The sequence below is a fragment of the Paracoccaceae bacterium Fryx2 genome (assembly GCA_032334235.1).
Classification (GTDB): Bacteria; Pseudomonadota; Alphaproteobacteria; order Rhodobacterales; family Rhodobacteraceae; genus JAVSGI01.
The window spans coordinates 682039-699971 of sequence record JAVSGI010000005.1 but is presented as its reverse complement, the minus strand read 5'-3'; the positions used below and the strand labels follow the sequence as shown (position 1 = coordinate 699971).

Annotated in this window: 22 protein-coding genes and 1 tRNA gene; 9 read left to right on the top strand and 14 right to left on the bottom strand. The window is 68.7% G+C overall.

The features are described 5' to 3' along the window. Positions 1-38: 38 nt before the first annotated feature. The 6 genes from argS to RNZ50_12555 all read left to right on the top strand — a co-directional run bounded on the left by argS (position 39) and on the right by RNZ50_12555 (position 5456). Positions 39-1781 (top strand): arginine--tRNA ligase, encoded by a 1743-nt coding sequence (gene argS, locus RNZ50_12580; protein ID MDT8855837.1) that lies wholly within the window; start codon positions 39-41, stop codon positions 1779-1781. 74 nt (positions 1782-1855) lie between these two features. Further along, positions 1856-2770: an SPOR domain-containing protein gene (locus tag RNZ50_12575; protein ID MDT8855836.1), complete on the top strand. Its 915-nt coding sequence runs from the start codon at positions 1856-1858 to the stop codon at positions 2768-2770. Continuing rightward, positions 2767-3801 (top strand): beta-N-acetylhexosaminidase, encoded by a 1035-nt coding sequence (gene nagZ, locus RNZ50_12570; protein ID MDT8855835.1) that lies wholly within the window; start codon positions 2767-2769, stop codon positions 3799-3801. The genes RNZ50_12575 and nagZ overlap by 4 nt, the downstream gene beginning before the upstream one ends. Continuing rightward, positions 3794-4582, top strand: a complete 789-nt coding sequence (locus RNZ50_12565; GenBank protein ID MDT8855834.1) for a ScpA family protein — start codon at positions 3794-3796, stop codon at positions 4580-4582. Before nagZ ends, RNZ50_12565 begins: the two co-directional genes overlap by 8 nt. Next, positions 4582-5223 carry an SMC-Scp complex subunit ScpB gene (gene scpB, locus RNZ50_12560; protein ID MDT8855833.1) on the top strand — a complete coding sequence of 214 codons (642 nt, stop codon included), beginning with the start codon at positions 4582-4584 and terminating at the stop codon, positions 5221-5223. The genes RNZ50_12565 and scpB overlap by 1 nt, the downstream gene beginning before the upstream one ends. 11 nt (positions 5224-5234) lie before the next feature. After that, entirely contained in the window at positions 5235-5456 is a 222-nt protein-coding gene (locus tag RNZ50_12555; protein ID MDT8855832.1) for a hypothetical protein, read from the top strand. A gap of 2 nt (positions 5457-5458) precedes the next feature. Here the strand turns inward: RNZ50_12555 and RNZ50_12550 are convergent, their stop codons facing one another. From RNZ50_12550 to RNZ50_12515, 8 genes are all read right to left on the bottom strand, one after another. Continuing rightward, positions 5459-6544, bottom strand: a complete 1086-nt coding sequence (locus RNZ50_12550) for a 2'-deoxycytidine 5'-triphosphate deaminase (GenBank protein MDT8855831.1) — start codon at positions 6542-6544, stop codon at positions 5459-5461. A gap of 77 nt (positions 6545-6621) precedes the next feature. After that, a tRNA-Pro gene (locus tag RNZ50_12545) sits at positions 6622-6699 on the bottom strand. A gap of 65 nt (positions 6700-6764) precedes the next feature. Then, positions 6765-7847, bottom strand: coding sequence for a MerR family transcriptional regulator (locus RNZ50_12540; protein ID MDT8855830.1), 1083 nt, complete (start codon positions 7845-7847; stop codon positions 6765-6767). Between the two features lie 14 nt (positions 7848-7861). Continuing rightward, positions 7862-8164: an integration host factor subunit alpha gene (gene ihfA / locus RNZ50_12535; GenBank protein MDT8855829.1), complete on the bottom strand. Its 303-nt coding sequence runs from the start codon at positions 8162-8164 to the stop codon at positions 7862-7864. Positions 8165-8279: 115 nt separating this feature from the next. After that, entirely contained in the window at positions 8280-9251 is a 972-nt protein-coding gene (locus RNZ50_12530; protein MDT8855828.1) for a beta-ketoacyl-ACP synthase III, read from the bottom strand. After that, a complete protein-coding gene (gene plsX / locus RNZ50_12525) occupies positions 9248-10354 on the bottom strand; it encodes a phosphate acyltransferase PlsX (GenBank protein MDT8855827.1) in 1107 nt (368 codons plus the stop codon). The genes RNZ50_12530 and plsX overlap by 4 nt, the downstream gene beginning before the upstream one ends. A gap of 25 nt (positions 10355-10379) precedes the next feature. Next, positions 10380-10586: a 50S ribosomal protein L32 gene (gene rpmF / locus RNZ50_12520; GenBank protein ID MDT8855826.1), complete on the bottom strand. Its 207-nt coding sequence runs from the start codon at positions 10584-10586 to the stop codon at positions 10380-10382. Positions 10587-10745: 159 nt separating this feature from the next. Beyond that, positions 10746-11360 carry a YceD family protein gene (locus RNZ50_12515; protein ID MDT8855825.1) on the bottom strand — a complete coding sequence of 205 codons (615 nt, stop codon included), beginning with the start codon at positions 11358-11360 and terminating at the stop codon, positions 10746-10748. Between the two features lie 178 nt (positions 11361-11538). On the opposite strand from RNZ50_12515, the gene bamE reads away from it, so the two are divergent. Further along, complete coding sequence (bamE, locus tag RNZ50_12510; GenBank protein ID MDT8855824.1) at positions 11539-12018, top strand: outer membrane protein assembly factor BamE; 480 nt, start codon at positions 11539-11541, stop codon at positions 12016-12018. 29 nt (positions 12019-12047) lie between these two features. Here bamE and msrB read toward each other — a convergent pair whose 3' ends face one another. After that, positions 12048-12464 carry a peptide-methionine (R)-S-oxide reductase MsrB gene (gene msrB, locus RNZ50_12505; protein ID MDT8855823.1) on the bottom strand — a complete coding sequence of 139 codons (417 nt, stop codon included), beginning with the start codon at positions 12462-12464 and terminating at the stop codon, positions 12048-12050. 129 nt (positions 12465-12593) lie between these two features. Here msrB and RNZ50_12500 point away from each other — a divergent pair, with 129 nt between their 5' ends. Further along, complete coding sequence (locus RNZ50_12500) at positions 12594-13352, top strand: GNAT family N-acyltransferase (protein ID MDT8855822.1); 759 nt, start codon at positions 12594-12596, stop codon at positions 13350-13352. A 5-nt stretch (positions 13353-13357) separates the two neighbouring features. Here RNZ50_12500 and RNZ50_12495 read toward each other — a convergent pair whose 3' ends face one another. Together RNZ50_12495 and hpt are read right to left on the bottom strand one after the other, a co-directional pair. Further along, positions 13358-14245, bottom strand: coding sequence for a cytochrome c (locus tag RNZ50_12495; protein ID MDT8855821.1), 888 nt, complete (start codon positions 14243-14245; stop codon positions 13358-13360). A 257-nt stretch (positions 14246-14502) separates the two neighbouring features. Further along, positions 14503-15048, bottom strand: a complete 546-nt coding sequence (gene hpt, locus RNZ50_12490; GenBank protein MDT8855820.1) for a hypoxanthine phosphoribosyltransferase — start codon at positions 15046-15048, stop codon at positions 14503-14505. 96 nt (positions 15049-15144) lie between these two features. On the opposite strand from hpt, the gene RNZ50_12485 reads away from it, so the two are divergent. Further along, the gene (locus RNZ50_12485; GenBank protein MDT8855819.1) at positions 15145-15627 is read left to right on the top strand and encodes a type II toxin-antitoxin system RatA family toxin; all 483 of its coding nucleotides are present in this window, start codon (positions 15145-15147) and stop codon (positions 15625-15627) included. A 151-nt stretch (positions 15628-15778) separates the two neighbouring features. Here the strand turns inward: RNZ50_12485 and RNZ50_12480 are convergent, their stop codons facing one another. From RNZ50_12480 to RNZ50_12470, 3 genes are read right to left on the bottom strand one after another with little or no spacing between them, the layout of a single operon-like run. Further along, on the bottom strand, positions 15779-16255 hold the full coding sequence (locus tag RNZ50_12480) for a CinA family protein (GenBank protein ID MDT8855818.1): 477 nt from the start codon (positions 16253-16255) through the stop codon (positions 15779-15781). Next, complete coding sequence (locus tag RNZ50_12475; GenBank protein MDT8855817.1) at positions 16252-16749, bottom strand: phosphatidylglycerophosphatase A; 498 nt, start codon at positions 16747-16749, stop codon at positions 16252-16254. Before RNZ50_12475 ends, RNZ50_12480 begins: the two co-directional genes overlap by 4 nt. Beyond that, complete coding sequence (locus RNZ50_12470; protein MDT8855816.1) at positions 16746-17882, bottom strand: bifunctional 2-C-methyl-D-erythritol 4-phosphate cytidylyltransferase/2-C-methyl-D-erythritol 2,4-cyclodiphosphate synthase; 1137 nt, start codon at positions 17880-17882, stop codon at positions 16746-16748. Before RNZ50_12470 ends, RNZ50_12475 begins: the two co-directional genes overlap by 4 nt. Positions 17883-17933: the final 51 nt, after the last annotated feature.

Here is a 17933-nt window from a genome sequence, read left to right as displayed (position 1 = left end):
CTCTGGCAGACCCAAAGCCGACAGACAGGACGTGAATGATGAACCTCTTTACCGATATCCGCAGCCTCGTGATCGCCGCCATCGGCGACATGGTGGGGTGCGGCGCGCTGCCCGCCGGGCTCGACCTGACCGCCGTCGCGGTGGAACCGCCGCGCGATGCGGGGCACGGCGACATGGCGACCAATGCCGCAATGGTGCTGGCCAAGCCCGCAGGCCAGCCGCCCCGCGCGATTGCCGAGGCGCTGGCGGCGCGGCTGGCCGCCGATCCGCGCATCGCCGGGGTCGAGGTGGCGGGCCCCGGCTTTCTGAACCTGCGGCTGCACGATGCGGTGTGGCAGGGGATGGTGGCGGCGGTGCTGGGGCAGGGCGTGCGGTATGGCCGGTCGAACATCGGGCAGGGGCTGCGGGTCAACGTCGAATTCGTCTCGGCAAACCCGACCGGGCCGATGCACGTCGGCCATGTCCGCGGGGCGGTTGTGGGCGACGCGCTGGCGCGGCTGTTGTCCTTCACGGGCCATGATGTCACGCGGGAATACTATATCAACGACGGCGGCGCGCAGGTCGATGTGCTGGCACGCTCGGCCTATGAACGCTACCGCGAGGCCAACGGGCTGAGCCCGGAAATCCGCGAGGGGCTTTACCCCGGCGACTACCTGATTCCGGTGGGCGAGGCGCTGAAGGCCAGGTATGGCGACAGCCTGCTCGACAAGGACGAGGCGGTGTGGCTGGCCGACATCCGCGAGTTTGCCACCGGCATGATGATGACCATGATCCGCGAGGATCTGGCGTCGCTCGGCGTGCAGATGGACGTGTTCTCGTCGGAAAAGGCGCTATACGGCACCGGCAAGATCGAGGCGGCGATCGAGACGCTGCGCGGCATGGGCCTGATCTACGAAGGCACGCTGGAACCCCCGAAGGGCAAGACGCTGGAAGACTGGGAACCGCGGCAGCAGACCCTGTTCCGTTCTACCGCGCATGGCGACGACGTGGACCGGCCGGTGATGAAATCCGATGGCACCTGGACCTATTTCGCCCCCGACATCGCCTATCACTTCGACAAGGTGCAGCGCGGCTTCGATCAGCTGATCGACATTTTCGGCGCCGACCACGGCGGCTATGTCAAGCGGATGAAGGCGGCGGTCTCGGCGCTGTCGAACGGCCGGGTGCCGCTGGACATCAAGCTGATCCAGCTGGTGAAACTTTGGCGCAACGGCGAGCCGTTCAAGATGAGCAAGCGCGCGGGCACCTTCGTCACCCTGCGCGACGTGGTCGAGATGGTGGGGGCCGATGTCACCCGCTTCGTGATGTTGACCCGCAAGAACGACGCGACACTGGATTTCGATTTCGACAAGGTGCTGGAACAGTCGAAGGACAACCCGGTGTTCTATGTGCAATACGCCAACGCCCGGATCAATTCGGTGTTGCGCAAGGCGCGCGAGGCCGGGGTTGCGGTCGATGATGCCGCGCTGGCGGCGGCCGATCTGGGCAAGCTCGACCATCCGGCCGAACTGGCCCTGGCGCGCAAGATCGCCGAATGGCCGCGTCTGGTCGAGATCGCGGCGCGGGGCAATGAGCCGCATCGTGTGGCGTTCTATCTTTATGAACTGGCCTCGGACCTGCACGGGCTGTGGAACCGGGGCAACGACGAGCCCGGTTTGCGCTTTGTTCAGGAAGATCCGGCCACAACCCAAGCGAAAATCGGCCTTGCGCGAGCCTCTGGCGTTGTGATTTCCGCTGGTTTGGGTATCTTGGGCGTCACTCCGGTCGAGGAAATGCGCTGAAGAACAATCACCCGTCCGGCGTGAACAGGCGAGACAGCGCAAGCGGGCAACCGCTCGGCGCAGTGGGGCAGAGCATGGCGGACGTGGATTTTGACGATTTCGAGGGTAGCTACGCAGCCCCGCCCGGCCCCCGTGCCGCGCAGATGCAGCGCATGGTCAATCTGGCCGGGGCGGTGCTGTCGGTTGTGCTGGTGCTGGGTCTGGCGGTCTGGGGCTACAAGCTGGCGGTGCGCGACGTGACCGGGGTTCCGGTGGTGCGCGCGCTTGAAGGGCCGATGCGGGTCGCCCCGAAAGAGCCGGGCGGCAACGTGGCGGCGCATCAGGGCCTGTCGGTCAATGCGGTGGCGGCGGTCGGGGCGGCTTCGCCGCCGGCCGAAACCATGGTGCTGGCGCCGCGCCCGGTCGAACTTTCGCTCGACGACGCACCCGGGCTGGCCGCGACCGCGCCGGAAGCGCCCCAAGTGCTGGTGACCGCGCAACCCGCGCCGGAACCCGTCACGGCAGCGGCAGCCCCGGCAGAAGCGGGCGCAGACCCGGTGGCGCTGGCCGATCAGATTGCCGCCGGCGTCGCCCCGCTGACGGATGTGCCCGAGGTGGGCGATGTCGAGGTGCCGACCGATGCAGGCGGCGGCATGGCGCGCTCGCCGCTGCCGAAGGCCCGCCCGGCGCTGACCCAGGTGGCCGCAGCGGCCCCGGTCGCCGTGGCCGTGACCGAGATCGACCCGGCCACGCTGAAATCGGGCACCCGTCTGGTGCAGCTTGGCGCGTTTGACGATGCCGAAGGCGCGCGGCGCGAATGGGACCGGCTCGCCGGGCAGTTCGGTGAATTGATGACAGGCAAGGCCCGCGTCGTACAGTCGGCACAAAGCGGCGGGCGGACCTTCTTCCGCCTGCGCGCCGAGGGTTTCGCGGGCGAGGACGACGCGCGCCGCTTCTGCTCTGCCCTGCTGTCGGAAAACGCCGCCTGCATCCCGGTTTCGGTGCGATGAGCCTTGCGCAGGGGGCGGCGATCTTCGGCTGCGACGGGCTGACGCTTGCGGCCTCTGAACGCGACTTCCACCGCGACGCCGACCCGTTCGGCTTCATCCTGTTCGCCCGCAATATCGAAAACCCGGATCAGGTGCGCCGTCTGACGGGCGATCTGCGCGCCTCGGTCGGGCGCGACGCGCCGGTGTTCGTCGATCAGGAAGGCGGGCGGGTGCAGCGCCTGCGCCCGCCGCACTGGCGCGACTGGCCCGCGCCGCTGGACATGGTGGCGCAGGTGATGGCGCTTGCCCCGGACCGGGCGCTTGAGGCGGCCGAACGCGCGCTGTGGCTGCGCTACCGCATCATCGCGGCGGAACTGCTCGCGGTTGGCATCGACGGCAACTGCGCGCCCTGCGCCGATGTGCTGTCGGCGGTGACGCATCCGTTCCTGAGGAACCGCTGTTACAGCGACGACCCTTATGCCGTGGCCGGTCTTGCCCGCGCGGTGGCGGCGGCCCATCTGGCTGGCGGCGTGTTGCCGGTGATCAAGCACATGCCCGGCCACGGTCGGGCCAATGCCGATACGCATCACGACCTGCCGACCGTCACCGCCAGCGCCGAGGTGCTGGAGGCGACCGATTTCGTGCCGTTCCGCGCGCTGCGCGCGCTGCCACTGGCGATGACCGCGCATATTGTGTTCTCGGCCTTCGACGATGCGCCCGCCACCTGTTCGGCCGCGATGATCAAGGTGATCCGCGACAGCATCGGCTTTGGCGGCCTGCTGATGAGCGATGACATCGGAATGCAGGCGCTGCCCGGCACCAAAGCCGAACGCGCGGCGGCGGCCATTGCCGCGGGCTGCGACGTGGTGCTGGAATGCAACGGCGATCTGTCCGAGCGGGTGGCGGTGGCGGCGGCCGCAGGCACAATGACCGCCGCCGCGCAAGCCCGCGCCGACGCCGCCCTTGCCGCCCGCCACCCCCCCGAACCCGCCGACCTTGCCGGGCTGGAGGCCGAGCTTTCCGGCCTTGCCGCCGGGGCCTGCCATGTCTGACGGCTGGGAAGCCGTGCCCGAACGGATCAGCGTGTCGGACCGGCTGGCGGCCGAGGCGCTGATTGTCGATGTTGACGGCTTCGAGGGGCCGCTCGACCTGCTCTTGATGCTGTCGCGCACCCAGAAGGTCGACCTGCGGCGCATATCCATCCTGCAACTGGCCGACCAGTATCTGCTTTTCGTCAATCAGGCCAAGGCGTTGCGCATCGAGCTTGCGGCGGATTATCTGGTGATGGCGGCCTGGCTCGCCTACCTGAAATCGCGGCTGCTGCTGCCGCCGGACCCCAGCGACGAAGGCCCCTCGGCCGAGGATCTGGCGGCGCATCTGGCGTTTCAACTCGAACGGCTGGCCGCGATGCGCGAGGCTGCGGCGCAACTGATGGCACGCGACCAGAAGGGCCGCGACTTCTTTGCCCGCGGCCTGCCCGAGGATGTGACGCGACACCGCAAGGTCACCCTGTCGGCCACCCTGCTGGACCTGATGCGCGCCTATGCCCGCATCCGCACCAAGGACGACTTCCGCCCCTTCGTGCTCGACCGGAACAACGTCTTCACCATGGAACAGGCGCTGGAGCGGTTGCGGGGCCTCTTGGGCACCATGGTGGGCTGGGCCGATCTGGTCAGCTATCTGCCGCCGGGGTGGGAAGTCCATCCGCAGCGCCGCCGCTCGGCCACCGCCGCCCATTTCGCCGCCGTGCTTGAAATGGCCAAGCGGGGGCAGGTCGATCTGCGGCAGGGCGAGACCTTCGCGCCGATCCAGCTGCGGCGGAAGGACGCGTGATGGCCGAACCCTCCGAACCCAGCCTGTTCGCCGCACCGCCAATGGCCGAGCAGGAGCGCATGGTCGAGGCGATCCTGTTCGCCAGCGCCGACCCGCTGACGCTGGCCGCCCTGACCGCCCGCCTGCCGCACGGTTGCGACGCGGCCGAGGCGCTGGCCAATCTGCGCCGCCGCTACGAGGGGCGGGGGGTCAGCCTGAACCGGATCGGCGACGCCTATGCCTTCCGCACTGCGCCCGACCTTGGCCACCTGATGCAGAAAGAGGTGGTCGAAACCCGCAAGCTGTCGCGCGCCGCGATCGAGACGCTGGCGATCATCGCCTATCACCAGCCCGTCACCCGCGCCGAGATCGAGGAGATCCGCGGCGTTGCCGTCTCGCGCGGCACGGTGGACCAGTTGCTGGAACTGGAATGGGTCCGCTTTGGCCGCCGCCGCATGACGCCGGGCCGCCCGGTGACCTTTGTGGTGACAGAAGGCTTTCTCGACCACTTCGGGCTGGAATCGGCACGCGACCTGCCCGGATTGAAAGACCTGCGCGCTGCGGGACTGCTGGACAATCGCCCGCTTCCGGGCACAATGCGCGGGCCGGACGCCGACGAGGAAGAATCCGCCAGCGGTCAGAGCGAACTGTTCGAGGACTAGGGGGCACCACCGTGGATTTCAGCCGCATCATCAGCATGATCACCAACATCTTCGTCCGCAAGGCGGTGAACATCGGCATCCGCAAGGGCGTCGATCTGGTCAGCAGGGGCAAGACCGCACCTAAGCCGGGGGTCAAGCTGACCTCGGCGGAAGCGTTGCAGGCCAACAAGGCCCGCGAAACCGCCAAGCGCGCCCGGCAGGCCGCCCGCATCACCCGCCGTCTGGGGCGGTAGGTTCAGACCGGGCGGAAGTGCTTGGAAAGCTTCAGCCCCTGTCCCTGATAGTTCGACGCGATGCCGGCGCCATACAGCGTGTCGGGCCGCGCCAGCATCCGTTCATAGACCAGCCGTCCCACCACCTGGCCATGTTCCAGCACGAAGGGCGCCTCGTGGCAGCGCACCTCCAGCACGCCGCGCGACCCGGCACCGCCTGCGGCAGAATGGCCGAAACCAGGGTCGAAGAAGCCGGCGTAGTGCACCCGGAATTCGCCGACCATCGCCAGATAGGGCGCCATCTCGGCGGCATAGTCGGGCGGGATGGTGACCGCCTCGCGCGATACCAGAATGTAGAAGGCGCCGGGGTCGAGGATGATGCGCCCTTCGCGTGTCCGCACCTCCTCCCAGAACTCGCCCGCCGGGTAGTGGCCGATCCGGTCCAGATCAATCACCCCGGTGTGCGGCTTGGCGCGGTAGCCGACCAGATCGCCCGTACGGGGCCGCAGATCGACCGAGAACCCGAGCCCGTCCGAAATCACCGCCGTGCCCGATACCAGCGGCTCGGCAGCATTCAGGGCGGCGAGTTCCCCGTCCGACAGCACCGCCTGCCCCTGCCGGAAGCGGATCTGGTTCAGCCTCATGCCCGGCCGCACCAGCACCGAAAAGCTGCGGGGGCAGACCTCGGCATAAAGCGGGCCTCTGTAACCCGCAGGAATCCGGTCGAATTCCACCCCGCCATCGGTGATCGTCCGCGTCAGCAGGTCCAGCCGCCCGGTCGAGGATTTGGCATTGGCCACCGCCGTGATGCCCGGCGGGAGCACCAGGCTTTCCATCAGCGGAATCACATAGACGCAGCCTTTTTCCAGCACCGCCCCGCGGGAAAGATCAATCTGGTGCATCTCGAATTCGGCGATGCGGGCGGCGACGCCTTGCCCTTGCCCGGCCAGAAACGACGCCCGCACCCGATAGGCCACTGCCCCCAGCCGCAGGTCGAGGCTCGCGGGCTGGATCTGTTCGGGCAGCACGGCGGGGGCCGCCGCAACTGCACCCGCGTCGATCAGCGCGCGGATCGCCTGCGCGGGCAGCACGCCCATTTCATCAGCCATGGCGGATCATCCTGTTGCGGCAAGGGCCTGAAACGGAACCGCCCGCGCTTCCCGAGGGAAGGCGGGCGGTTCGGTAGTGGTCGGGCCGGAGAGATTTGAACTCTCGACCTTCCGCCCCCCAGACGGACGCGCTAACCAGGCTGCGCCACGGCCCGACACTGGGGGTTACATAACGAAATTCCGGGCGGGGGCAAGCGGGAAAGCGCATCGGTCCCCAGGCTCAGGACCGGCCCGCCCGGCCAGGCTGCGACATGCGGCTGCGCAGGGCAACCAGCCGGTCGTGCAGGTGGCGCAGGCTGTCGCGATGCGGGGCCAGCGCCTGCGCGGCATCGCCCGCAGCGGCCCTGCGCCGCAACGACGCGGGCAGCCGGATCGCGGGCTGCGCTGCTGCGCCCTGCGCCGCGACGGGAGAATCGGCGGCGGGCAATTCGGCACGGGGCAATTCAGCATGGGGCGATTCGGACGGGAGCGATTCGGCGGGGGGCGCAATGATCGGCCCTGCCATCGCGGGCGGTTCCGCCGCATCGACCGGCGCCCTCGTTTCGGAGAACGCGGCGACCGGGTCTGCCGGGCCGACGCTTTCCGCAACCTGCGCCGCCGGATCGGCATCCCGGGTGTCCGGCGCGGCCGGATCGGCGGTCGCTGCGACCGGCCAGACCGGTTCCGGCGGCGCCCCGGCGGATTCGGCGCGGGGCAATAGTGGGGCGGGCGACCCGGCCGTGCCGGATTGCAGCCCTGTCTCTGCTGCCTGCGGGGCAGGCGGCGCGTCGCGCGGCGGGGCGGGCAGGGGCGGCGGGGCGGCCTCGGGCACGGCGATTGCGGTCGGGGCAGCTTCGGGCGACAGGGCGGCGGGCGGCTTTGCCGAAGCGGCCACCTCGGGGGCGGGCCCTGCTGCCGGGCTGCCCTGGGCCGGTCGGTCCGGCTCTGCCATGGGCAGGCGTACCACATTGTCGGCGGCTGCCGGGGCGTCGCTGTCGTCCTCTGGCGCGAGGTCGGTGAATTCGCCGTCGAGCGCCTCTGCCGCCAGCGCCTCGGCCTCGGAAAGCCCGGCGACGTGGCGCACGCCCTGTTCGCGCAGCACCTTCTGCACGCCCCGGATCGTCATGCCCTCGTCGTGCAGCAGGCGCCGGATGCCCGCCAGAAGCGCCACATCGGCCGGGCGGTAATAGCGGCGCCCGCCGGCACGCTTGACCGGGCGAATCTGCGGAAAACGGCTTTCCCAAAATCGCAGCACATGGGCCGGTGTTTCCAGAAACTCGGCAACCTCGCTGATGGTGCGGAAGGCGTCTGCTGACTTTTCCAACCGCTCTCCCCCGCTCAGCGTTTCGTCCCGGCGGCGACGCGGTCCTTCATCAGGTGCGAGGGCCGGAAGGTCAGCACGCGGCGCGGGCTGATCGGCACCTCGTCGCCGGTCTTGGGGTTGCGCCCGACCCGGGCCGACTTGTCGCGCACCGAAAAGGTGCCGAACGATGAAATCTTCACCGTCTCGCCCGAGGCCAGCGCGTCGGACATGTGTTGCAGCACCGATTCGACCAGTTGCGCGGATTCGTTGCGCGAGAGGCCAACCTCGCGGAACACCGCTTCGCTCAGATCCATCCGCGTCAGCGTCTTTTCACTCATCTTGTCCCCCCGGTGTTTCCAGGCAGGATGATGTGTTTGATTTTCCGAGTCAATATCAACCACTTGGCCGCGGTTGTTCAGAGTGGCGGAAAGCCGCCATTTCGGGCACTTGCCCCTACCAGCGCAAGACCACCGATCCCCAGGCCAGACCGCCCCCGATCGCCTCGGCCACCAGCAGATCGCCCTGCTTGATCTGGCCGCGGTCGCGCCCGACCGAAAGCGCCAGCGGAATCGAGGCTGCCGAGGTATTGCCATGGTCCTGCACCGTCAGAACCACGCGGTCCATCGGCACATGCATCCGCTGCGCCGTGGCAGTGATGATGCGCAAATTGGCCTGATGCGGCACGATCCAGTCGACATCGGCGCCGGTCAGCCCGACGTTCTCCAGCGCGGTATGGGCGGTTTGTGCCAGTTTTTCAACGGCATGGCGGAACACTTCGCGCCCGTGCATCCGCAGGTGGCCGGTCGTCCCGGTCGAGGCGCCGCCATCGACGTAAAGCAGGTCGCGGTAGCGGCCGTCGGAATGCAGGTCCGTGGACAGGATGCCGCGGTCGGCGGTGGTGCCGTCACCCTCGCCGGCCTCCAGCACCAGCGCACCGGCACCGTCGCCGAACAGCACGCAGGTCGAACGGTCGGTCCAGTCCATCAGGCGGCTGAAGGTTTCAGCCCCGATCACCAGCACCCGCTTTGCCTGACCAGACAGGATCATCGCATTGGCATTGGCCAGCGCGAAGACGAATCCGGCGCAGACCGCCTGCACGTCGAAGGCAAAGCCGCGCGTCATGCCCAGATTGCCCTGAACCATGGTCGCGGCGGCGGGAAAGGTCAGATCGGCGGTCGATGTGGCAAGGATGATCGCATCCAGATCGTCGGGCTGCATCCCGGCATCGGCCAGGGCTGCGCGGGCCGCACGGGTTGCGAGATCCGACGTGGTCTGGCCCTCGGCCACGAAATGCCGCCGCTCGATCCCCGAGCGGGAGCGGATCCATTCGTCGGACGTGTCGATCCGGGCTTCAAGTTCTGAGTTGGGGACGATCCGGTCGGGCAGGTAATGCCCGACGCCCCGGACTACGGCGCGTGTTTTCATTCAGTGTTACCGTTGATGGCGCGGTCCTCCGGGGCATCGTGCCCTGCGCGGCCCGCGGATGCAACCCGCGCTGCAAGCCGGTCGTTGAAACCGGATTTCGCAAGCTGGAAGGCCAGCTTGATCGCTGCGGACACGCCGGTGGCATCGGCAGAGCCGTGCGATTTCACTACCGTGCCATTCAGGCCAAGAAACACCCCGCCGTTCACCCGGCGCGGGTCGATGCGCTTTTGCAGCCGTTTCAGCGAGGTCAGCGCCAGCAGCGCCGCGATCTTCGACAGGAAGGTGGCGTTGAACGCCTCTTTCAGGAAATCCGCGATCAGCTTGGCGGTGCCTTCGCCGGTCTTCAGCGCGATGTTGCCGGTGAAACCGTCGGTCACGATCACGTCGCAGCGGTTGCCCGGAATGTCGCCGCCCTCGACAAAGCCGATGAACTCGAAACCGCCGACCTCGGCGGTGGCCGCTATCAGGTCATGCGCCAGCTTCAGTTCGGCCCGGCCCTTGTGTTCCTCGGTTCCGACGTTCAGCAGCCCGACGCGCGGCCGTTCCAGCGCCAGCCCGTTGCGCGCGTAGGAGGCGCCCATCGTGGCATATTGCAGGAAATCCTCGGCATCGGCCTTGATGTCGGCGCCAACGTCCAGCATCACGTTGAAGCCGCCGGGGTTGCGCGAGGGCCACAGGCAGGCGATGGCGGGGCGGTTCACGCCCGGCAGCTTGCGCAGGCGGATCATCGACAGCGCCATCAGCGCGCCGGTGTTGCCGCACGACACGGCCACGGTCGCCTCGCCCTTCTTCACGCTGTCGATGCAGGACCACATCGACGTGCCTTCGCCATGGCGCATCACCTGACTCGGCTTGTCGTTCATGGTCACCACCCGCGGGGCGTGGCGAATCTCGCAGACCTCGGCCAGGCCGCGGCGCTTGCCAATCAGCCGCGACAGTTCGTCCTTGTCGCCGTGCAGGATGAACCCGATTTCCGGGTTCTTCTCGGCCGAAACGGCAAGGCCCGCGACAACTGCCGCAGGCCCCTGGTCTCCGCCCATCGCATCAACCGAAATGACGATGCGCTGCGCACCCTTTGCCGAAGGGATGATGTCGTTCGACATGACGTTGCAGCGTCCGGAACGCGGCTTACGCCGCGTCCTCGTCCAGTTCGACTTCGGCGTTCACGGCGACGACTTCGCGGGCATCATAGTGGCCGCAGGCGCCGCAAACATGGTGCGGGCGCTTCAGTTCGCCGCAATTCGGGCATTCGGCGGGGTTCGACCCGACAAGGGCGTCATGCGCGCGGCGCATGTTGCGTTTGGACTTGGTGACTCGGTTCTGCGGAACGGCCATATCTCTACCTCGGGGTTTTGCGGGGGCAAGCCCCTGATTTTCCTTCGGGATCGGGCCGTTGCCCCGGATGGGCGCGCGTCAGATCCACACTGTAAACGAGGCGCGGACCATACTGCGATTCTGGCGCGGCGCAAGCCCCTTTTCTGGGCAGTTGCAGGCTCAGGCAGCAGCCCCCGGCCCGCCGTTGCCGTCGTCTTCGTCCGTGCCCCCGGACGCCAGCCCGCGCAGCCCGGCCAGACCGGCAAAGGGGCGCAGGTCCTTGTCGCGCAGCGGTGCCGTTCCGGGCGGGGCAAACACCGCCTCCTCCAGCGCCGCACCGGGGCTGCGCGGGTAAAGCGGCAGCGCCAGCACCAGCGCCTCCAGCGCCACGGCGCCTGCGTCGATCACCTCGGGGAGCGGGTCGGCGCTGTCGTCCTCGGGCATTTCGACCTCGTCGCCCTCGGGCAGCGCCAGATCGGCCAGATAGCGCCGCCGCACCGTTTCGGTCAGCTTGCTGACCACCGGCACGAGGGTGACCGAGCAAGGCTGCTCCACCGTCGCGGTCAATTGCGCCTCAAGTTCGTAGTCGTGACGGCCGCAGGGGCGAATCTCGCCCTTGAAGCGCAGCGCGGGCACCGCGGTGATGCCCAGCGCCAGCGCCACGGCAGCCCGGGTCGCGGCATCGGGCGCAAGGTCGAAGCGGGTCGTCTTGCGCGACCCCAGCGCCGCCACCCGGAAGGGCAGGGAAAGGGGCAGCGCGGGGGTGCTGGCGGGTGGCGTGCGGCGATCTGTCATCCCGGAACTCCTTGGGGTGGGCGCGTCCTCGCGGTCACGGCGCGGCACAAGATGCCGGTCACGCGTTCCTTTCTTGAACACGGGGCCGTCCTTCTGTAAGCCGGAGGCAAAGCCGGAGACGCGGCTTCCGACAGGCATCCGGATACGGGGCTTGGTCCAGCATGGCAAGAGGGCGGAGATGGCTTTGGCAAGCAGAGATGGCAGCGGCAGCGCACGACGGCTGCTGCGCACGATGGCGGCGGGCCTGACCCTGCTGGCCCTGATCGCCTGCTCCCCCGTCTATCGCAACCACGGCTATACCCCCAGCGATGTCGAGCTGGCGCTGATCGAGGTCGGTGTCGATACCCGCGAGTCGGTGGCGGCGGTGGTGGGGCGCCCCTCGGCTGCGGCACTGCTGAACGACACCGGCTGGTATTACGTGCAAAGCCGCTGGAAACATGCGGGCGGCCGCGCGCCGCAGGAGATCGACCGCCAGGTGGTGGCGATCAGCTTTGACGAGGGTGGCGTGGTCAGCAACGTCGAACGCTTCGGGCTGGAGGATGGCCGCGTCATCGCCCTGTCGCGCCGTGTGACCGAGACCAACATCCGCGGCGTCAGCTTCATCGGGCAGCTGCTTTCGAACCTCGGCCAGTTGCGCGCCGCCGACGTGGTGGACTGAGACGGCCCGCCACGGGCGGCCCGCCACGGTCAGTCGCTGCGGTCGTTGGCGTCGTTTGCGCCCTCGAACACCAGCGCCACCCCGTTCATGCAGTAGCGCAGCCCGGTCGGGGCCGGGCCATCGGGAAAGACATGGCCCAGATGCGCGTCGCAGGTTGCGCAATGCACCTCGGTGCGGCGCATGAGCCAGCTGCGGTCCACGGTCTCGCCCACCGCCTGCGGGTCGAGCGGGGCAAAGAAGCTGGGCCAGCCGGTGCCCGAGTCGAACTTGGTCGCCTGATCGAACAGCGGCGCATCGCAGCACACACAGCGGTAGATGCCAGGCGCTTTCGGAAAGGTGTCATGGGTGAACGCCCGCTCGGTGCCATGCCCGCGGGTGACCTTGTAGGCGAGGTCGGACAGTTGCGCCCGCCATTCCGCATCGGTCTTGCTGATCTTGCCGGTCATGGTGTCGTGCCCCTTCGTGTTGCCTCTGCGACGTTCCGCGTCACACTGCCGTCACGGCTTGCGTGTCACATCATTCGGACACATTATCTAGGGCGGCGGCCCGGGTCCGCCAAGGCGCAAGGAAAAACGATGCTGTCGCTTCGCAAAGGTCGTTACGCCGCCCGCACCGCCTCGTCCGCCGACGACATCCGCCGCGCGCAGGAATTGCGCCATCTGGCTTTCATCGCGCGGCGCGACCCCGACGCCTCGATGCCCTCGGACCGCGACGCCGACGCCTTCGACGCCATCTGCCACCACATCCTGGTCGAAGAGGTCAGGACCGGCACGCTGGTGTGCTGCTTCCGGCTGCTCCCCCTGACCGGGGGCGGCGAGATCGGGCGCAGCTATTCGGCGCAGTTCTACAACCTGTCGGCTCTGGCACAATTCGACGGGCCGATGGTCGAGATGGGCCGCTTCTGCATCCACCCCGACTGGCACGACCCCGACATCCTGCGCGTCGCCTGGGGCGCGATGACCGCCTATGTCGATGCGGCGGGGGTCGAGATGCTGTTTGGCTGCTCGTCCTTCCACGGCACCGATGCCGCAGCCTACCACGACGCCTTCGGGCTCTTGAAGGATGCCCACCTGGCCCCGAAACGCTGGCTGCCGCGCGTCAAGGCGCCGAACGTCTTCCGCTTCGCGGCCAAGCTGCGCCAGTTCCACCCCGATGCCAGGCGCGCCATGCTGGGGATGCCGCCCTTGCTGCGCACCTATCTGCTGATGGGCGGCTGGGTGTCGGATCATGCGGTGGTGGACCGCGACCTCGACACGCTGCATGTCTTCACGGGGCTGGAGATCCGGGCCATCCCGCCCGCCCGCGCCCGCCTGCTGCGCGCCGTGGCGGGGTAGGGGCTTCAGGGGCGTGACGGAACCAGCTTGAGGTAGGCCGCCACCGCCGTCCGGTCGCTTTCGGGCAGCTGCCCCATGTTTTCCACCACATGCGCCATCAGGCCGCCGACGCTGTCATATTCGGGCGTAAAGCCCGAGGTCAGGTATTCGGCAATCTCGGCCTCGGACCATGTCAGCCCGCCCGGCGTGATGTCGGGCACCCGCCCCTTGCCCGAAGGATCGGGCGCCCCGGCCAGCCAGTTCCCGGTCTGCATCCCCCCCAGCGCATTGCGCGGCGTGTGGCATTCGCCGCAATGCGCCAGCGCCTCGACGATGTAGCGCCCGCGCTGCTGGGTTTCCGTCAGGTCGCCCTCCACCACCCATCCGTCGCGCAGGAAGAGCCGCTTCCAGCCCCCCAGACTGCGGCGGATGTCGAAGGGAAAGTCCACCTCGTGCGGCAGGCTGGGGCTGGCATCGGCGGGCAGGGTGTCGAGATACGCCTTCAGGTCGGCCAGATCGCCCGGCACCATCCGGCTGTAAGAGGCATAGGGGAAGGCCGGGTAGTAATGCTGCCCCCCGGGCGACACGCCGCGCAGCACCGCATTTCCAAGGTCCGCCAGCGACCAGCCGCCGATGCCCTGCACCGGATCAGAGGAAATGTTGGGCGCCACGAACGTCCCGAAGGCCGAGGGAAACCGCTGCCCGCCCGCCAGCACCAGCCGTGCGTCACCCACCGCGCCGGGGGCCATGTGGCAAGAGGCACAGCCCGCCGCCGCAAAGACCGCCGCTCCGCGCCGCGCATCGCCAGCCAGCCCGTCCAGCGCGCCCGCAGGCAGCCGCAGCGGCGCGGTCAGCACCCAGGCGGCCGCAGCGGCAAGGGCAAGCGCCGCAAGGGCAAGGCTCAGGGTCTTCATCCGCCGGTCCTTCTGCACACGCACCGCTCAAAGCTTAGCCCGATGCCCGCCGTTATCCAACCCCATGCCGCCCGCTCAGGGCCGGTAGTGCCGACCGCCGCCCTCCAGCGTCAGCGCCTCGGGCCAGCCGAACAACGCCTCGATCCCCCACAGCGCCAGACACAGCGCCACCACCCCCAGCACCAGCTTCACCGCGCGGCCGAGGGCGGATGGCTCAGCCAGCGTCGCATCCGCAAGAGCCAGATCGGGTTCATCGCCTACCCCGCATCGGTGAAGCGCACCTTGCCGATATAGGGCAGGTTGCGGTTGCGCTGCGCAAAGTCGATGCCATAGCCCACCACGAATTCATCGGGTATCACGAAGCCGGTCCAGGTGGCGCGGATGTCGACCTCGCGCCGCGTCGGCTTGTCGAGCAGGGCGCAGACCTCGATCCGGGCCGGCTCGCGCGTCCGCAGCAGCCGCAGCACATGGCTCAGGGTAAAGCCGGTATCCACGATATCCTCGACCACCAGCACGTCGCGCCCGGCAATCTCGCCCCGCAGATCCTTCAGGATCCGCACCTCGCGCGACGATTCCGTGCTGTTGCCGTAACTCGACGCCTCGAGGAAATCGACCTCGACCGGCAGGTCGAGCTCGCGCACCAGATCGGCGATGAAAACGAACGACCCGCGCAACAGACCCACCACCACCAGCTTGTCGGTGCCCGCGAAATGGGCGGTGATCTCGCGCGCCAGCGCCTCGACCCGCGCGGCGATGGACTTGGCCGAGATCATCTGATCTATGACATAAGGTCTCGTCGGCATGGCATCCCCTTGATTTCCGCCTCCGCTTTACCCAATACCGCAGCGCGAGTCACCCCCGCCCGCCATCGCCCCAACCGCCAGAGAAACCCCGCCCCGATGCCCACCCACACGGAAAACCGCGTCATGCCCTACACGGCGCAGCAGATGTACGATCTGGTCGCCGATGTCGCCGCATACCCTGCCTTCCTGCCATGGACGGCAGCAGCCCGCATCCGCTCGCGCATGCCTGTGGCGGGCGGCGGCGAAGTGATGGAGGCGGATCTGGTGATTTCCTTCAAGGTGTTCCGCGAACGCTTCGGCAGCCGCGTCACGCTGTGGCCGGAAACGAAACGCATCGACACCGAATACCTCGACGGCCCGTTCAAATACATGCGCTCGACCTGGTCGTTCCACGAAAACGCGGCACCCGACGGCAGCCCGGCCGGCTGCAAGGTCGATTTCTTCGTCGATTTCGAATTCCGCAACGCCATCCTGCAGGGCATCATCGGCGTGGTCTTCAACGAGGCGATGCAGCGCGTGGTCCGCGCCTTCGAACGCCGCGCCGCCGACCTCTACGGCCCAGGAAAAGCCCCCGCCTGACGCCTCCACCGCGCTTTCGCTTTCACCTTTGCCCAAATATCCCCGCCGGAGGCTCCGCCGCCGCGGCCAGGCCCGTCCTGCCCGGCCGCAACCCGGCGCCGGGCACGGCAAAATCCTTGCTTCAAGGATTTTTCTTTCCACCCCGATTTTTCTACGAAAAATCCACCTGCAGCGCCCGCGCCACCAGCCCCAGCGCATGGGCCACCGCCGCCCGCCGCACCGCGTCGCGGCCCAGCGCGCCGAACTCCACCGTCTCGGCTGTCACCCGGTCGCCCTGCGCGAGGCCAAAGCACACCCGCCCCTCGGGCTTGAATTCCGACCCGCCCGGCCCGGCGATGCCGGTCACCGAGACCGCCAGCCCCGCCTGCGAGTGGCTGAGCGCCCCTGCGGCCATCTCGCGCGCCACCTCCTCCGACACCGCGCCCACCGCCGCCAGGGTTTCCGGCCGAACCCCCAGCATCTCGACCTTGGCCGCGTTGGAATAGGTGACGAAGCCGCGCTCGAACACGTCCGACGATCCCGCCACGTCGGTCAGCGCCGCCGAGACCAGCCCGCCGGTGCAGCTTTCCGCCGTGGCGATGCGCAGGCCCTTGCGGCGGGCAGCGTCGAGCACGGCGGCGGCGGTCACATCAGCACCCCATGCGCGACGCCGGCCGCGATCATCGTGGCGATCCCGGCGAACAGCCCGGCCCAGAGGTCATCCAGCATCACCCCCGCCGCATCGCCGCGCCGGTCGGCCCGGCCGATGATCCAGGGTTTCCAGATGTCGAACAGCCGGAAGAACAGGAAGGCGCCAAGCCAGCCGGGATATGGGAAGTTCCAGGAGTCGAGCCCCATCATCCAGAACCCGAACGACGGCGCCAGCAGCGCCAGCCATTGCCCCGCCACCTCGTCGATCACCACTTCCGACGGGTCGGCGCCGGGGCGGTCGGCCAGTTCCCTTTCCACTGCCCAGAAGCCCCAGCCGGTGGCGGCCAGCGTCGCCATCGCCAGCAGCGGGAAGCTGCCGATGCCGTGGATCACCAGCCCCAGCGCCACCGCGACCGCCGAGCCCCAGGTGCCGGGGGCCGGGCGCAGCAGCCCCGCGCCGAAAAAGATGCTGACCGCCCGGCTGACCGTCATGCGGGCCCCGCCGCGACCAGCGTGACGGTGGCCAGCGCCGCGATGCCCTCTTCGCGCCCGGTGAAGCCCAGCCGTTCCGAGGTGGTGGCCTTGACGCTGATACGCCCGACCTCGATCCCCATGATCGCCGCCAGAGCGGCGCGCATCGCGTCGGCCTGCGGCCCGATCTTCGGGCGCTCGCAGATCAGCGTCACGTCGGCATTGCCCAGCCGGTAGCCGCGCGCGGCGATCCGGCCCATGGCGTGGGAAAGGAAGATGTGCGAGGCCGCCCCCTTCCACTGCGGGTCGGAGGGCGGGAAATGGGTGCCGATGTCGCCTTCGGCCAGCGCGCCGTAGATCGCGTCGGTCAGCGCGTGCATTCCCACATCGGCGTCGGAGTGGCCCAGGAGCCCCTTGCCATGCGGCACCTGCACCCCGCAGAGCCAGACATGGTCGCCCGGGCAGAAGGCATGAACGTCGAAACCGTTGCCAAGCCGGATATCCATGCGGAACCTTTCCTGAATCAAACGCTCGGCCCGGGCGAAATCGCCGGGGAAGGTGAGCTTGAGGTTGTCTTCGTCGCCCTCGACGATTGCCACGTCAAGGCCCGCGGCGCGCGCCACCTCGACATCATCGGCCGCGCCGCCGGGATGGGCGCGGTGCGCGGCAAGAATGGCGTCATAGTGGAACGCCTGCGGTGTCTGGGCGCGGTAAAGCCCTTCCCGGTCCTGGGTGCCCGAAACCACGCCGCCCGCGCCGCGCCACAGCGCATCGGTCACCGCCAGCGCCGGCGCCGCCCCCGGTGCCGCGTCCAGTGCGCCGATCAGCCGGGCAATCACCGCCCGCGTCACCAGCGGCCGCGCGCCGTCATGGATCAGCACGCGCGTGACGCCGCTGCCCGCCAGCGCCTCCAGCGCGGCCGCGACCGAGGCCGCGCGCGAGGCCCCCCCCTCGACCAGCAGCGCGTCGCTGCCCAAAGCCTCGGCGCGGTCGCGGTCGTCGGGGTGGATCACCAGCACGCGCGGCATGTCCTCGAAGGCGGCCAGCGTATGGGCCAGCACCGGGCGCCCGGCCAGCATCTGCCATTGCTTCGGCACGGCACCCCCGGCGCGGCTGCCCCGCCCGGCGGCAACGATGATCGCGGCTGTTGTCATACGGCTTTCGTCCTCTTTGGGCATGTCCTTAGGCCAAGCGCCGGGCCTGTG

Excerpts from the sequence above, each read along its gene's own strand:
- argS (MDT8855837.1), top strand. The coding sequence starts at position 39 with ATGAACCTCTTTACCGATATCCGCAGCCTCGTGATCGCCGCCATCGGC.
- RNZ50_12575 (MDT8855836.1), top strand. The coding sequence starts at position 1,856 with ATGGCGGACGTGGATTTTGACGATTTCGAGGGTAGCTACGCAGCCCCG.
- nagZ (MDT8855835.1), top strand. The coding sequence starts at position 2,767 with ATGAGCCTTGCGCAGGGGGCGGCGATCTTCGGCTGCGACGGGCTGACG.
- RNZ50_12565 (MDT8855834.1), top strand. The coding sequence starts at position 3,794 with ATGTCTGACGGCTGGGAAGCCGTGCCCGAACGGATCAGCGTGTCGGAC.
- scpB (MDT8855833.1), top strand. The coding sequence starts at position 4,582 with ATGGCCGAACCCTCCGAACCCAGCCTGTTCGCCGCACCGCCAATGGCC.
- RNZ50_12550 (MDT8855831.1), bottom strand. The coding sequence starts at position 6,544 with ATGGCTGATGAAATGGGCGTGCTGCCCGCGCAGGCGATCCGCGCGCTG.
- ihfA (MDT8855829.1), bottom strand. The coding sequence starts at position 8,164 with ATGAGTGAAAAGACGCTGACGCGGATGGATCTGAGCGAAGCGGTGTTC.
- RNZ50_12530 (MDT8855828.1), bottom strand. The coding sequence starts at position 9,251 with ATGAAAACACGCGCCGTAGTCCGGGGCGTCGGGCATTACCTGCCCGAC.
- plsX (MDT8855827.1), bottom strand. The coding sequence starts at position 10,354 with ATGTCGAACGACATCATCCCTTCGGCAAAGGGTGCGCAGCGCATCGTC.
- rpmF (MDT8855826.1), bottom strand. The coding sequence starts at position 10,586 with ATGGCCGTTCCGCAGAACCGAGTCACCAAGTCCAAACGCAACATGCGC.
- RNZ50_12515 (MDT8855825.1), bottom strand. The coding sequence starts at position 11,360 with ATGACAGATCGCCGCACGCCACCCGCCAGCACCCCCGCGCTGCCCCTT.
- bamE (MDT8855824.1), top strand. The coding sequence starts at position 11,539 with ATGGCTTTGGCAAGCAGAGATGGCAGCGGCAGCGCACGACGGCTGCTG.
- msrB (MDT8855823.1), bottom strand. The coding sequence starts at position 12,464 with ATGACCGGCAAGATCAGCAAGACCGATGCGGAATGGCGGGCGCAACTG.
- RNZ50_12500 (MDT8855822.1), top strand. The coding sequence starts at position 12,594 with ATGCTGTCGCTTCGCAAAGGTCGTTACGCCGCCCGCACCGCCTCGTCC.
- RNZ50_12495 (MDT8855821.1), bottom strand. The coding sequence starts at position 14,245 with ATGAAGACCCTGAGCCTTGCCCTTGCGGCGCTTGCCCTTGCCGCTGCG.
- hpt (MDT8855820.1), bottom strand. The coding sequence starts at position 15,048 with ATGCCGACGAGACCTTATGTCATAGATCAGATGATCTCGGCCAAGTCC.
- RNZ50_12485 (MDT8855819.1), top strand. The coding sequence starts at position 15,145 with ATGCCCACCCACACGGAAAACCGCGTCATGCCCTACACGGCGCAGCAG.
- RNZ50_12475 (MDT8855817.1), bottom strand. The coding sequence starts at position 16,749 with ATGACGGTCAGCCGGGCGGTCAGCATCTTTTTCGGCGCGGGGCTGCTG.
- RNZ50_12470 (MDT8855816.1), bottom strand. The coding sequence starts at position 17,882 with ATGACAACAGCCGCGATCATCGTTGCCGCCGGGCGGGGCAGCCGCGCC.